This is a genomic window from Hymenobacter segetis (assembly GCF_038448715.1).
Lineage (GTDB): Bacteria > Bacteroidota > Bacteroidia > Cytophagales > Hymenobacteraceae > Hymenobacter > Hymenobacter segetis.
Genome location: NZ_JBCEVZ010000006.1, coordinates 1 through 15130, shown reverse-complemented (window position 1 = coordinate 15130; position 15130 = coordinate 1). Strand labels below are relative to the sequence as shown.

Below are 15130 nucleotides of genomic sequence, written 5' to 3'. Positions count from 1 at the left end.
AGCATCTCTACCGCGCAAGTAATTCTATCGATTGGATTGCGTTGCGCGATAGAGATGCTTCGGCTGCGCTCAGCATGACCGTGCTTCCATTGACGTTCTTTCAAATGCCAAAGCCCTCGGCACACAACCGCGCCGCTGCCCGTTCGTTACCAAAGACGTTGAAACCCCCGGCATGTTTTCCGACTTTACGGTTTCGTGCCCAAAATACTGCTCATGAAATTCCTCCATTTGCCCCTGGCCGCCCTGCTCGGGCTGGCCCTCACCGCCTGCAACGCCGGCCCCACGGCCGAAAAGCCAGCTGCTGCCGAAGCTCCGGCCGCTAATGCTCCCGCCGCTACGCCCGCCACTAAAAAGCGCCTGCTGTTCTTCGGCAACAGCCTCACGGCCGGCTACGGCGTGGAACCGGAACAGGCCTTTGCCGGCCTCATTGGCCAGAAAATCGACTCCCTCGGCCTGCCCTACGAAGTGATAAACGCCGGCCTGAGTGGCGAAACCACCGCCGGCGGCCGCAGCCGCGTGGGCTGGATTCTGAAGCAACCCGTGGACATATTTGTGCTGGAGCTGGGCGGCAACGACGGCCTGCGCGGCCTCCCGCTTTCGGCCACCCGCGAAAACCTGCAAGGCATCATCGACACGGTGCGGCGGCGCAGCCCCGGCGCGCAAATCGTGCTGGCCGGCATGCAGATTCCGCCCAACATGGGCCAGTCCTATGCGAAGGATTTTAAAGCCCTCTACCAGGAAATGGCCATCAAAAACCACCTCGTACTCATTCCCTTCCTGCTCGCCGGCGTGGGCGGCGACCGCGCCCTGAACCAAGCCGATGGCATTCATCCCACGCCGGCCGGGCACCGCATTGTGGCCCGCACGGTGTGGGCGGTGCTTCAGCCGCTGCTGGTACCGAAAAGCTAAATCACCCGCAGGCCATCCAGGTTCACTTCATCGCGCAGCAGCTCCAGGTGGCGGTAGGCGAGGGGGCGGCCGGCGTCGGTGCTGAGGTCGGGGAGGACGGCGCGGGCGGCATCGAGGGTGAGCTGGGTGAGCTTGCGCTCGCCGAGGTAAATGGCGACGGGGCGGCCCAGGCGGGCATCGTGCGCGGCCAGGGCGTGGTCAATTTCGTCCAGAATGGTGCTCATTAGAAAAAGAGTTGAGCTGAAAATTGGCGGAAATATAACAGGCAGTGGACAATAGCAGGTTATGCTTCGGCTGCGTGGACGCTAGATGAGCATGACGTTCCATACCAACCCGGCTACCTTTGCCTTATGACTATTGCTGCTCCCGCGCCGGCCGTTTCGGCGGCTTTGGCCGCCCGGCCCATTGGCATGTTCGACTCCGGTATTGGCGGCCTCACGGTGGCGCGGGCCGTGGCCCACCGTTTGCCCCACGAGCGCATCGTGTACTTCGGCGACACTGCGCACCTGCCCTACGGCGACAAAAGCACGGCTGCCATCCAAGCCTATTCCATCAAGATTTGCGACCTGCTGCTACGCCAGCACTGCAAGCTGATTGTCATTGCCTGCAACTCGGCCTCGGCCGCCGCCTACGAGCTGGTGCGCGAGTACGTGGGCAGCAAAGCCCAGGTGCTGAGCGTGATTGACCCCATTGTGGCGCACCTGGGCCAGGCCTATGCCGGCCGCCGCGTAGGCCTCATCGGCACGAAGCAGACGGTGAACTCCAACGTGTACAAGAAAAAGGTCGACGACCTCGATGCCGGCGTGGACCTGCAGTCGCTGGCCACCCCGCTGCTGGTGCCCATGATTGAGGAAGGCTTCTTCAAAAACTCCATTTCGGATGATATCATCGGGACGTATTTAGGCAATCCGGCCCTGGCTGGCATCGATGCCCTGGTGCTGGCCTGCACGCACTACCCGCTGATAAAGGAGCAGATTGCGCGCTTCTACGCCGGCCGCGTGGACGTGCTGGATGCGTCGGACGTGGTGGCGGCAGCGGCCGAAGCGTACCTCGCCGGCCACGGCCTGCTGGCTCCCGCGGCTGTCACGCCGCCCGCGCATCACTTCTACGTGTCGGATTTCACCCGCTCTTTTGAAGAGAGCACGCGGATATTCTTCGAGCAGGAAGTGCATCTGGAACATTACCCCCTTTGGGAATAAAAAACGGCTCCTCCAACTACAAAGCTCAAGGCCCAGGCTGCATCCAATGGCCCGGGCGGCCGGGTTTTGGGTAGGAGATAATTCCGTAACTTTCCAACCGCGCGCGCCGGTCTATCTTTGGGGTACATGAGCGCGGTTGCGATACTTAACGTTACTCACTTTTTTCACCTTCTCTTTTCCCTTTTTACCTTTTATTTTTTGTCTATGAAGCATTTCTTCACAACGCGCCTGCTTTCCTGCCTGGCGGTGCTGGCCCTCATGTGGCCCACCCTGGCAGCACAGGCCCAGAACATCACCCAGGCTGATTTCACCGGGGTTATTGTGCCCCAGTACCTGAGCAGCGGCAACAACTCTACCACCACCACCAACCCCGGCCCGCGCCTGGCCTTCGTGTTTCGCGGCACGCTAACTAACCTCACGCCCAGCACCATGTATCGCTACTACGTGCAGGCCGCCACCGCCACCGACTTCGGCACGACCGGCGCGGCGGGCGTTGTGCTGTCGCTCACGCCCGGTACCACCACCGCTACTTCCACTTACGTTACTTCCTCGACGGGCAGCCTGAGCACGGCGGGTAGCTATGCCACCTTCACCACCGATGCCGCTGGTAGCTACACCGGCTGGTTTGGCTTCGTGAACTCGACCAACGCCCGCTTCATTACGGCTGGCAACGTGTTGTTTCCGATGATTGTACTGGCTACGGATGCGGCCCCGGCGACCATTGTGGCCCGCCGCGCCCTGGACCAGGGGGCTACGGTACTCGCCTTCGGCGCTACCACCACCACCGGTACGCAGCTGGCCGGCTCGTCGTCGGCCACGCCCAAAAACCTGGTGTTCACCTACGACAACACCGCCGGCACCGGCCGCCCCGTGAGCGGTGCGCTGGTTGAGAATGTAGGCGTTGCCACCGGCACCATTGCCACCTACGGCGTTACCGATGGTTCCTACAACGCCGTGCTCCCCAACACGCTCGCCACCGGTGTGCGCCGCGTAGAGGAACGCAGCATCGTGAGCGGTGCCGTGCTGAACTGCAACAGCGATGCCGACGGCATCTGGCCTTCGGGTGCCAACACGGTGAACCCCACCGGCGGCGCTACGCCCGTGGTCCTCACCGCCACCGATACCCCTCTGAACGCGGGCTGCAACTCGGCTGCCACGGCCACCATCACCGGCACGCCGGCCAGCCTCACGGCGTTCAGCACGGTAGTGGGCACGCCCTCGGCCACCCAGACCATCACCGTAGGCGGCACGTCGCTCACGGCGGGCATCGTGGTAACGGCCCCGGCCGGCTACGAAGTTTCGCTGAGCGCCACCACCGGCTTTGCCGCTACCGTAACTGTGCCCCAGACCAGCGGCACCGCTGCTAATACGCCCGTTTACGTGCGCCTGACGGGTGCCGCTACCGGCACCTTCACCGGCAACGTGGCCCTGAACAGCACCGGCGCCACCTCCGTGAACGTGAACGTAACCGGCACCGTAACCGCCGTGGCTACGCCCGCGCCCACCATCACCAGCTTCACGCCCACCACCGGCGCGGCTGGTGCCACCGTCACCATCACCGGCACTAACCTGACCGGTGCTACCGCCGTCACGCTGAACGGCGTGGCCATCACCGGCTTCACCGTGGTGAACGCTACCACCATCACCTTCACCGTGCCCGCCAGCGCCACCACCGGTACCATCGCCGTGACCACGCCCGGCGGCACGGTTACCAGCACCGGCACCTTCACCGTAACGGCTTCGGCTCCCACCATCACCAGCTTCACGCCCACCACGGGCGCGGCCGGCACCACGGTAACCCTGACGGGTACCAACTTCACAGGTGCTACCATTGTAACGGTAGGCGGCATTAATGTCACCGGCTTCACGGTGGTGAATGCTACTACCATCACGTTCGTGCTGCCCGCTACGGCCGTTACCGGCCCCATCGTGGTGACCACGCCCGGCGGCACGGCCACCAGCACCACCAGCTTTACGGTGACGGTGGCTGCTACGCCCACCATCACGACCCTGAGCCCGGCCCGTGCCGTGGTAGGTGGCCCCGCTTTCGTACTCACCGTAGGGGGCACCAACCTGACGGCTACCACGCAGGTGAACTTCCGCGGCCAGAACTACACGGCGGCCACGGTTACCGGCACCACCACCATCACCGTCAACATTCCCGCCAGCGCCATTGCCACCCTTGGCCAGTTCACCGTGACGGTAACCAACGGCGGTACGGCTTCTAACACGCTGGACTTCGCGGTAGTAGCCGCTGCCACGACTGTTGCCTACGAAGATTTTGAGCAGGGCGTCCGCACCAGCTACACCGATGCCGCGCCCGTAGCCTTGCGCTCCGGCGCCTGGACGTTTACCCAGGCCCTGGTGGGCGACTTGTTCAACGACCGGGTGAACCAGGCCAAGTCGGCCCGTATTCGCGGCGGCGGCTCCATTGCCATGAACTTCGACAAGCCCAACGGCGCGGGCATCGTTACCATTTCGGCGGGCTTATACGGTGGTGACACGGGCATCACGTTCACGGCCGAAGTATCCACCGACGGCGGTGCTAACTATCAGCCTATTGCCGGCACGCCGACCACGCTCACCAGCACGCTGACCCCCTATGCCCTGACGGTGAACCGGAGCGGCAACGTGCGGCTGCGCTTTAACACGACCAATGCCACGGTGGGCCAGAACCCCCGCATCAACCTCGACGACCTGACCATCACCAACTTCATCGGCTCGGCCACGGCCGCCAGCCAGGCCCTGCCCGGCCTGTCGGTGTTCCCGAACCCGGCTACCGACCGCATCACCGTGGCCCTGCCTACGGCTGGCGCGGCTACCGTAGCCCTGCGCGACCTGACCGGCCGCGTGGTGCTGGCTCCGGCCACGCTGGGTGCTGATAAGCAGTTGGCGCTGCCGGCCACGCTGGCCCGCGGCATCTACCTGCTCGAAGTGAAGCAAGGCGACGTAACCGCCGTGCGTCGCATCGAGAAGAACTAAGCATTAGCGTAAGCTGACCAAAGCCGGTCAGTATTTGTGAAAAAGCCCCCGCCTACGCGGGGGCTTTTTTTGTGCCCTGTCAGTTGAACAGGGGGTTGGGGAATGATGAGGGTGGGAGGGAAGCCGGTTGGCATCGTTGCCGGGAACGATTGCGCAACTATAAAAGCGCGTTTGCTTGGCGTACGGCGAATAAAACCAGACTTTTAATGGGCTGATAAGAAATAAAATAGCTATTTGTAGATATTTTATTTCGCTGCATTCGTCTCGCGGCCGCAGCCCATCTCGCTCTCCTTCGCATTGCCAATTCTCACCCAAACCTTTTTTTCTGATGAAAAACCGCTACACTCTACTGTTCTGGCTGATATTAATCAGCAGCTTAGCGCATGGCCCGCGGGCCTGGGCACAGGCCACGCGCCGCCTCACGGGCACCGTGCGGGCATCGGATTCCAAGGAAGGCCTGCCCGGCGTGACGGTGCTGGTGAAAGGCACCAACAACGGGGCCTCGACCGGGGCCGATGGCAACTATGAGGTGAATGTGCCCGCCACGGGCGCGGTTACGCTCAGCTTCAGCTTTGTGGGCTACGCCAATAAGGAAGTGGCCGTGGGCAGCCAAAGCCAGATTGACGTGACGCTGGCCGTGGATGCCAAGCAGCTCGACGACGTGGTGGTGATTGGCTACCAGGCCGTGCAGCGACGCGACGTGACGGGCTCGGTATCGTCGGTGAGCGCGCAGCAGATTAAGGACGTGCCGGTGAACTCGGCCGCCGAGGCGCTGAGCGGCCGGCTGGCCGGTGTGCAGGTCACGAGCTCGGAGGGCACGCCCGGCAACCAGAGCGTGAACATCCGCATTCGCGGCGGCGGGTCGGTGACGCAGGACAACTCGCCATTATATGTGGTGGACGGCGTGCAGGTGGAAAACGCCCTGAACGTGATTTCGCCCCAGGATATTCAGTCCGTGGACGTGCTGAAGGATGCGGCCGCTACCGCCATTTACGGCGCGCGTGGAGCCAACGGCGTGGTCATCATTACCACCAAGGGCGGCAAGGAAGGCAAGCTGGTGGTGGCCTACAACGGCTTCGCGGGCGTGCGCCAGCTCTCGCGCAAGCTGGACGTGATGCAGCCCACCGACTTTGTGAACTACCAGTACGAGCGCGCCCTGAACATTGACCGCGCTGCCGGCAACACCACCACGTTTGGCGGCCTGAACACCTTCAAGTCGTTCTTCAAATCGAAAAACTACAACAGCGACACGCTGAACCAGAGCCGCAACTCGCCCTTCCTCGACTGGCAGGACCAGGTGTTCGGCCGCGATGCCTTCCAGCAGACGCACAACGTCTCGCTCTCGGGCGGCGGCAATAACTCGACCTACGCCCTGAGCCTGACCCGCAACAACGAAGACGGTATCCAGCTGGGCTCGGGCTTCATCCGCAACCTAGTGAACTTCCGCTTCGATAACAAGGCCACTGAGAAATTCCGCTTCGGCATCAACGTGCGCTTCAACGACCAGAAGGTGGAGGGCCTCGGCACGTCGTCGCAGCTCTCGACCACCACCACGCGCCTGCGCAACTCCATCGAGTACATCCCGCTGGCCATCAACCTGCCCGGCGGTTTCGACCCCAGTACGCTGGATGAAACCTTCGCCTCCAATACCACGCTGGTAAACCCCATCCTGGCCATCGGCAGCGACATCCGCCACGACAAGCAGCGCACCCTGAACCTGGCCGCCAACGCCACCTACAACTTCACTAAGGACCTGGCTTTCCGTTCCACGGTGGGCTTCGATTTCGGCAACTCAACGCTGGAAAACTTCTCGGGGCGTAACTCGCCGGCCATCCGCCAGCCCGGCGGCGGCTTCAATTTGCAGCCGTTCGTGTCCATTGCCACCGGCTCGGCGCTGTCCATCAACCAGTCGAACGTGCTGAGCTATGCTCACCAAATCGGTAAGCACTCCTTCGATGCCTTGGTTGGTCAGGAAATCTATCAGCAGAGCAGCCGGATTCTAACCGTGCAAACCAACTTCCTGCCGCTGGATATCACTGCCGAACAGGCCATTGCCAACATCAACCAGGGTGTGCTGCCGTCGGCTTCGTTCCAGCAGCCCACGCCCACCAGCGACAACCCCACGCTCCAGCATCTGCTGTCGGGCTTTGGGCGGTTCAACTACTCGTTTGACGATAAATACCTGGCCACGGTGACGTTCCGAGCCGATGGTTCATCGAAGTTTGCCCCCGGGCGGCGGGTGGGCTACTTCCCGGCTGCCTCGCTGGCCTGGCGCGTGTCGAAGGAGGATTTCATGAAGTCCTTGTCGAACACAATTTCGGATTTGAAGCTGCGCCTGAGCTACGGCCTAGCCGGCAATAACCGCATCAATGACTTCGGCTACAGCGAGTATTACCGCACCGGCCTGGGCCAATACTCGCTCAACCACGCCATTGCGCTGGGCACGGTGGTTACGGGCCTGCCCAACCCGTTTTTGAAGTGGGAAACCACAACTGCCCGCAACGTGGGTGTGGACCTGGCCCTGTTCAACAACCGGGTGCAATTCTCCGTCGATGCCTACTACAACTCGACCCACGACCTGCTCGTGAACGTGCCGATTTCGCCCACCCTGGGCTACCAGACGCAGTTCCAGAACGTGGGCTCTACCACCAACCGCGGCCTGGAATTCCAGCTGGCCGGCACCGTGCTCAAAACGCCGGACTTCACCTGGTCGGCCAGCGGCAACGCCTCCATGAACCGGGGTCGCATTGAGGAATTGGGGCCGATTACGGCCATTCCCGGCGTGTATTCGGGCTGGGCCAGCACTACCATTGCCAGCGACTTCCTGGCCCGCGTGGGCGACCCGGTGGGTATTTTCTACGGCTACCAGACCGACGGCTTTTACACCGCCGACGACTTCACGGGCTACAACGCCACCACCCGCACCTGGACGCTGAAGCCCGGCGTGGCCAACGACGTGGCCGTGCAGGGCCAGCCCCTGGCCCCCGGCATCATCAAGCTGAAAAACGTGGTGGACACGCCCGGCGCGGCCACCAACATCGTGGATGCCAACGACCGGGTGGCCATCGGCAACGCCAACCCCAAAGTGACGGGCGGCATCAACCAGCAGTTCACTTACAAAGGCTTCGATGCCAGCGTGTTTTTCAACTTTGTGTATGGCAACCAGGTGTTCAATGCCAACAAGGTGGAGTTCACCACGGCCGTGAACCCGTTCAGCAACCTGCTCACGATGATGAACGACCGGTACCGCACCATCGACAACAACGGCGTGCCGATTACCGACCTAGAAACCTCGCGCAACCTCAACCAGAACGCCAAAATCTGGCAGCCCACCCGCACGCTGTTCGTGCACAGCTGGGCCATTGAGGACGGCTCGTTCATCCGCCTCAACAACATCACCCTGGGCTACTCGCTGCCCAAAGCCCTGATTGCGAAGGCCAAGCTCACGCAGCTGCGCTTCTACGTGACCGGCAACAACCTCTACACCTGGACCAAATACAGCGGCTACGACCCCGAGGCCAACACCCGCCGCGCCTCGCCGCTCACGCCGGGCGTGGACTACGCCGGCTACCCGCGCAGCCGCGTGCTGCTGTTCGGCGTGAACCTGTCGCTGTAATCTTCCCAACCTGAAAATTCCCATCCTCCGATGAAACCGATATTTTTCCGTTCCACCCTGGCCGTGGCCGCCGCGCTGGCCGCCGCTGTGGCCCTGCCGGCCTGCAAAGACTACCTCGACGTGAAGCCCGATTCGCTCTATACCAACGAGCAGGCTTTCAGCAGCGTAGGCAGTGCCACCAGCGCCGTAATTGGGGCATATGATATGCTCTCGGGCGATACCGGCTACGGCACCCGCCTGAGCTGCTACTACCCGTATGACACCGACGAGATGCAGGGCGCGCCCGGCCCCTTCGACGGCCGTTCGCGCAGCATCTCGCGCTACACTGCCGAGCCCTCCAACCCCGAAGTCACCAACCCCTTCAACAACCTGTACCAGGGCGTGGAGCGGGCCAATATCTGCATCCAGAGCATCCCGAAGATGCCGCTCTACACCTCTGGCTCCTCGGCCGATACTGCTGCCCTGCACCGCCTGTATGGCGAAGTGCTGACGCTCCGGGCGCAGTATTATTTCGAGCTGATTCGGAACTGGGGCGACGTGCCCGCGCCCCTGGTGCCCACCTACACCACGGCCCTGGCCGGCGGCGAGCTCACTCAGCCCAACACCGACCGCCTCGCCACCTACGACCGTCTCATTGCCGACCTGCTGGTGGCTGAGAAGCTGGTGCCCTGGCGCTCGGCCGCCGGTACTACCAACGAGCGCATCACCAAGGGCGCGGTGAAGGCCCTGCGCGCCCGCCTGGCCCTGTTCCGGGGCGGCTACTCGCTGCACGGCACCCAGATGACGCGCCCCACCGACTACCTCGCCTCCTACGCCATTGCCCGGCAGGAGTGCCTGGATTTGATGAACCGGCGCAGCGAGCACACCCTCAACCCGAGCTACCGCGAGCTGTTCAAGAGCATCAATGAGCTGCGGCCGGAGTCGTCTTCCAACGAAATCATCTTCCAGGTGGCGATGGGCGGGTCCAGCATTTCGGGCGATAGCAAGCTGGGCTACTACAGCGGCCCGCTGCTGAGTTCCTCGCCCATTTACGGCAGCACCCAGGCCCAGATTCGGCCCCTGCCCACTTACTTCTACGCCTTCGACTCAACCGATGTGCGCCGCGATATCACCCTGACCACCTACAGCATCGACGGCACCAACAACCAGAAGGGCGTAACCCTGGCCGCCCTCACCGATGGCAAATTCCGCCGCGACTGGCGCGTGCCCACCCTCAACGGCACGGGCAACTACCTGGGCTACAACTGGCCCCTCATCCGCTTCGCCGACGTGCTGCTGATGTTTGCCGAAACCGATAACGAAATCAACAAAGGCCCGACCCCGGCGGCCGTGGCGGCCCTGCGCGAAGTGCGCCAGCGCGGTTTCGGGGGCAGCACCACGCTGGGCCAGATTCCGACCCCGGCTAACCAGGATGCCATGTTTGCGGCCATCGCCAACGAGCGGTTCCTGGAATTTGGCGGCGAGGGCATCCGCAAATACGACCTGCTACGCTGGAACCTGCTCGGTACCAAAATCACCGAAGCCCGCGCCAACCTTACGCTGCTCATGAACGGGCTGGCCCCTTACGCCTTCGTGCCCGCCAACATGTACTACCGCGTCACCGGCGGGCAGGTGGTGTGGGCACGCTCGTTCTACCGGCCTTCGCCGGCCACCACACCTACTGGCACCACTGCCGTAACCTGGCGCACGGCCGTGACGGCGGCTTCCATCGCCAACGTGGCCTCGGAATATGCGCCCGGCAAGGGCAAGGAGCTGCTGCCGTACCCGCAGGGCACGGTGGATACGAACAAAAATGCCGGCTTCAAGCAGAACGAGGGGTATTAACGAAGCAGGGTGCGGGGTCGTACCCGGTAGGGCTTGCCCCCGCACCCTACGCTCGGGAACGATTGCGCAATTAAAAAGCCCGCCACTCTTGGCGACACCCCAAACCGGTCGGACTTTTAAGGTCCGACCGGTTTTTTATTCACTGCCATGACCCCACAACCCGCTGCCCAACCCGCCTTCGTAACCGATGCCCAAGCCGCCTGGGAAACCACGGGCCCCGGCGTGCGCCGCAAGGTGCTGGCCCACGGCCCCGACCTCATGCTCACCCTCGTGGCTTTCGAAACCGATGGGGTGGGAGCCCGCCACCAGCACCCGCACGCCCAGCTCAGCTACGTGGAAAGTGGGGTGTTCGAGTACACCATCGAAACCGAAATCCACACCCTGCGCTCCGGCGACAGCTGCTACGTGCCGCCGCTGGCGTGGTACAGCGTGGTGTGCACCGAGGCCGGCGTGCTGGTGGATGCCTTCACGCCCCGTCGCGACGATTTCCTGAGCTAATCCCCGGTAGCGCAAATCCTTCTTCCTTCGATGAAAACGACTTTTCTGCGCCTGCTGGGCCTGGCCATGCTGCTGCTGTTGGGGCTGTGCCTGCTGCCGGCCCGCGCCCAAACCATCACCGTGGCCGCCGATGGCTCGGGCAGCTACCGCACCATTCAGGAGGCCATCAACAGCCTGCCCGAAACGGCGGCCCGGCCCCGCACCGTCTTCATCAAAAACGGTACCTACCGCGAGAAGGTCTTCATCGACGGCAAGAATAATTTGGTACTCAAAGGCCAGAGCGAAGCCGGGGTAATCCTGACCTACCCGCAGGCCCGCGACGAATGGAGCTGCGGCCCCGGCACCACCGCCGGCGACTGGGGCGTGGCCACACTCAACCTGCGCAACAGCCCCGACCTCACCCTCGAAAACCTGAGCGTCATCAACAGCTACGGCTTTGACGCCACGGGCGAAATCACCATAGCCTGCCCCAGCGCGCCCACCGGCAAGAAAACCGTGAGCAAAACCGGCCACCAGATGGCCCTGCGCGCCCTGCCCGGCGCTACTCGCCTCGTGGTGCGGCACTGCACGTTCCGGGCGCTGGGCGGCGATACGGTGAGCCCCTGGGACACGGAGGCCGGCGCGTACTATTTCAAAGACTGCACCATGGAGGGCGGCGTGGATTTCTACTGCCCGCGCGGCTGGGCCTATGCCGAAAACTGCCGCTTCATCTGCCACAGCAAGGAGGCCGCCATCTGGCACGACGGCTCCGGCAACCGTGACTCGAAAACCGTGCTGCGCAACTGCACTTTCAGCGGTGACGACGGCTTCAAGCTGGGCCGCTTTCACCGGGAGGCGCAGTTTTACCTGGTGGACTGCCGGTTTGCGGCGAATATGGCCGATGCCGACATCTACCACGCCGCCTCGGGGCCGGGGGCGAAGCTTTGGGGGCGGCGCGTGTACTACGCCGGCTGCCACCGCCAGGGCGGCGACTACGCCTGGTTTCAGGACAACCTGAGCACCGCCGAGGGCGCGCCGAAATCCAAAGACCTCACCGCCGCCTGGACCTTTGGCGGGCGCTGGAACCCGCTGACCGGGGCGGTGCGCGCCACCCCGCCCGTGCCCGCTGCCCAAATTGATACCACGGCCGAGAAGATGCTGCTCTACCAGCGCGCCGTGGGCGGCTGGCCCAAGGCGCTGGGCGAGGTGAAGGTGAACTACGCCGCCCGCCTCAGCGCGGGTGCCCGCGCCGGCCTGCTCGACAGCAAGAACCTGAACGATGCCACCATCGACAACGACGCCACGACCCGCGAAATCAACTACCTCGTCGCCGCCTTCCAGAAAACCAACAACCTGGCTTACCGCCGAGGGGCCGAAAATGGCATCCGTTACCTGCTCAAGATGCAGTATCCCAACGGCGGTTTCCCCCAGTTTTACCCCGACCTGAGCGGCTACCACCACGAAATTACCTTCAACGACGACGCCATGATTCGGGCCCTGACCGTGCTGCGCAGCGTGGCCCGCCAGCAGGGGGCCTTTGCCACCGTCGACCCCGATTTGGTAGCCCTCTCCAAAGCCGCCGTGGCCCGGGGCATTGAGTGCATCTTGCGCACCCAGTACATCAGCAACGGCCAGCCCACCGCCTGGTGCGCCCAATACGACGAAGTGAGCCTGCTGCCGGCCAAGGCCCGCGCCTTCGAGCTACCCTCGCTCAGCGGCGAAGAATCCGTCAGCATCGTACGCTTTCTGATGGACATCGAGCAGCCCACGGCCGCTGAGAAAGCGGCCATCGAAGGCGCAGTGCGCTGGTTTGAAAAAGTGAAGATGCCCAACCGGGTGCTGAAGGAAATTGCCGCGCCGAAAGAGCCCCGGGGCCGCGACCGCGTCATCGTGCCCGCGCCCGGCGCGGTGCTCTGGGCGCGCTTCTATGAGCTGGGTACTGACCGGCCCATCTTCGTGGGCCGCGACAGCCAGGTGCATTACCAGCTCACCGAAATCGAAAATGAGCGCCGCGCCGGCTACCTGTATGCCGGGGTCTGGCCCGCCGAATTATTGGCCAAAGACTACCCCGCCTGGCAAAAGCGCGTGGGCGGCGAAGCCAAGTAGAGCCGCGACCCTTCGCGTCTCGGCGTTGAACGGTAGTGTTTATGATACTCAAACCGTGTGAATGCCAAGACGCGAAGGGTCGCGGCTCTACAGCTTTTCCTCCAGCCACAGGTACCCGGCGGCCAGCAGAAACAGCCCAAAAAACCACCCCGCCGCCCACGGCTCCGTCACTGTATCTGGCGCGGCTTCGGTAGCTTTTGGAGCTTTGGTTTCGGCGGCCAGTTGCGTGGCGGCTTGCTGACGCTCCTTCAGTTCCGGCCCCAGCCAGGAGGTGGGCGGGTACACGTAGAAATGGTGGCTGATGCGGCCCGGCCCGCGCACCTGGTGCCAACCGGCTGCGTTGGGCCAGAACTGCGCCGTGCTCCACTCGGGCAGGCGGGTATCCTGGCGCAGGGCCAGGCACACGGCGGGGCCGCCGGCCAGTGCCGCCACGGTGGGCGAAGTGGTGGGGAAAGCTGATTCCAGATGCAGCGTGAGCGGCTGCGCCGGCCGGGGCCAGCGGCTGCCCGCATGCCAGCTGGCCTCGGCCGGGGCCGGTGGCACGGCGGCCGCCAGCAGCCGGTTCCAGAAAGAAGCATAGACAGCGGCGTGGCCCTGAAGCCCCCAGCGAAACGTTTCGGGTACCACCGACACCACCGCGAAGCCCAGCCCCACGCGCCGACTGGCGGCCAGCAATAGCTGGCGCGGCCCGGTAATGAGGGTTCGTAATTCCGAATTAGGCTGTAGCTGGGCGGGTAAATACGAGTGGGCTTCGCCGGGCGCATCGGGCCATGCGATGGGCAGCAGGGCCGCATTGGCGGGCCGGAGTTGCACCGTGAAATCGGCGCGGGCAGGCGCGGTGCGGGGCAGCGGCGCGGCCTCGGCCAGGGTGATGAGGCCGAGGCGGCCGGCCCGCATGGCCGCTTGCAGGGCCTGCGTTTCGGTAGCCGTAAGGGCAGCTACTGTGGCCGCATCCGCAATCAGGACTGAATAATGGGCCAGAAGCGCCGGTGTGAGGCGGTCGAGCGGCTGGGCCGGCTGGTTCACAAAATCGGTCTGAACTAGGCCCCGGCTCACGCTCGTGCGCAGGGCCACGGGGTAGTGCGCTTCGGCCAAGTAGTTTTTCAGAAACTTGAACTCGAAAGAAGGCGTGGCCGTGAGCAGCAGCACGGCGGGTAAGGTGGGCGTGGTGATTTCGACGGGCACCGGCTCACTCAGCAGCGGCCGGCCGGGGCGGCGCAACAGCAGTTCATAAGTAGTCAGCCCGGCCGTCTTGGGCTGGTAGCGCAGGCGAAATGACCCGCCGCCGGTGGGCAGCTTTATTGAATCGCGCCCGGTGCCGGCGGCCCGCAGCACCACCCAAGCGGCGGCCGGCTGACCGGCTGCCGCTACCGTGCCTTCCAGCCGCATTGTTTCGCCCAAAGACAATTTCGCCGACCAAAAAGCGGTGCCGATGCCCGCAAATGGTGTCCCTGGGTGCTGCTGAACGACCAATGCGCCCAGCAGCGGCAGGTCGGCCGCCGGCAGGCCGTGGCCCAGAATGTGCAGGCGGCGCAGGACCGGCCGTTGCTCGACCAAGGTGAGCAGACTAGCCAGCGGGCGCGATTTCGCGACTTTTTCCACGTCGCCGTACGCCCACACTGCCGTGCCCGCGCCCAGCCGCTGGCGCAGCTGCCGGAGCGTATCGGGCGAGTAGCCGGGGGTGAGGAGAATGGCCTCGGCGCGGGCGGCGGGCAGGTGGCGCAAGGGTGGGAGGGCCGTGGACCACAGCGCCGCCACGGCCGCCGCGCTGGCCAGCAGCCGGGCCGTGAGTTGCCGCCGGCGCGGCCGCCGCCAGGCTAGCACCAGCAGCCCCGCGCCCAGCAGCAGGCAAAACGCCAGCAGGCCGTAGTAAAGAACCGGATTCGGAGCTAAAAGTGGCAATGGACTAACGGCTTAATTCCTGAAAATAGCGCCGCGCCAGCCGGTCGGGGGCGGGCGGGGCGGCGGGCGCGGGGGCAGGCGCAGCCAGCAGGTCGGTGAGGGCGCGGGCTACGGG

9 protein-coding genes are annotated in these 15130 nt (G+C 64.0%); 7 read left to right on the top strand and 2 right to left on the bottom strand.

Features of this window, described 5'->3' with window-relative positions:
* The first annotated feature begins 213 nt into the window (after positions 1-213).
* On the top strand, positions 214-909 hold the full coding sequence (locus AAFH49_RS04025; protein WP_342296193.1) for an arylesterase: 696 nt from the start codon (positions 214-216) through the stop codon (positions 907-909).
* On the opposite strand, the gene AAFH49_RS04020 is transcribed toward AAFH49_RS04025, so the two are convergent.
* The gene (locus tag AAFH49_RS04020; protein ID WP_342296192.1) at positions 906-1133 is read right to left on the bottom strand and encodes a hypothetical protein; all 228 of its coding nucleotides are present in this window, start codon (positions 1131-1133) and stop codon (positions 906-908) included. The two genes, AAFH49_RS04025 and AAFH49_RS04020, sit on opposite strands and share 4 nt — an antisense overlap.
* Before the next feature lie 126 nt (positions 1134-1259).
* Between AAFH49_RS04020 and murI the strand changes: the two genes are divergently transcribed.
* The 6 genes from murI to pelA all read left to right on the top strand — a co-directional run bounded on the left by murI (position 1260) and on the right by pelA (position 13113).
* Complete coding sequence (gene murI / locus AAFH49_RS04015; RefSeq protein WP_342296191.1) at positions 1260-2108, top strand: glutamate racemase; 849 nt, start codon at positions 1260-1262, stop codon at positions 2106-2108.
* Positions 2109-2312: 204 nt separating this feature from the next.
* Positions 2313-5090: a beta strand repeat-containing protein gene (locus AAFH49_RS04010; protein WP_342296190.1), complete on the top strand. Its 2778-nt coding sequence runs from the start codon at positions 2313-2315 to the stop codon at positions 5088-5090.
* A gap of 328 nt (positions 5091-5418) precedes the next feature.
* Positions 5419-8706 carry a SusC/RagA family TonB-linked outer membrane protein gene (locus AAFH49_RS04005; protein ID WP_342296188.1) on the top strand — a complete coding sequence of 1096 codons (3288 nt, stop codon included), beginning with the start codon at positions 5419-5421 and terminating at the stop codon, positions 8704-8706.
* Between the two features lie 30 nt (positions 8707-8736).
* Positions 8737-10530, top strand: a complete 1794-nt coding sequence (locus AAFH49_RS04000) for a RagB/SusD family nutrient uptake outer membrane protein (protein ID WP_342296186.1) — start codon at positions 8737-8739, stop codon at positions 10528-10530.
* Positions 10531-10677: 147 nt separating this feature from the next.
* Positions 10678-11028, top strand: coding sequence for a cupin domain-containing protein (locus AAFH49_RS03995; protein WP_342296185.1), 351 nt, complete (start codon positions 10678-10680; stop codon positions 11026-11028).
* A 30-nt stretch (positions 11029-11058) separates the two neighbouring features.
* Positions 11059-13113, top strand: a complete 2055-nt coding sequence (gene pelA, locus AAFH49_RS03990; protein WP_342296184.1) for a pectate lyase — start codon at positions 11059-11061, stop codon at positions 13111-13113.
* Positions 13114-13200: 87 nt separating this feature from the next.
* Here the strand turns inward: pelA and AAFH49_RS03985 are convergent, their stop codons facing one another.
* Positions 13201-15015, bottom strand: coding sequence for a hypothetical protein (locus tag AAFH49_RS03985; protein ID WP_342296183.1), 1815 nt, complete (start codon positions 15013-15015; stop codon positions 13201-13203).
* Positions 15016-15130 lie beyond the last annotated feature (115 nt).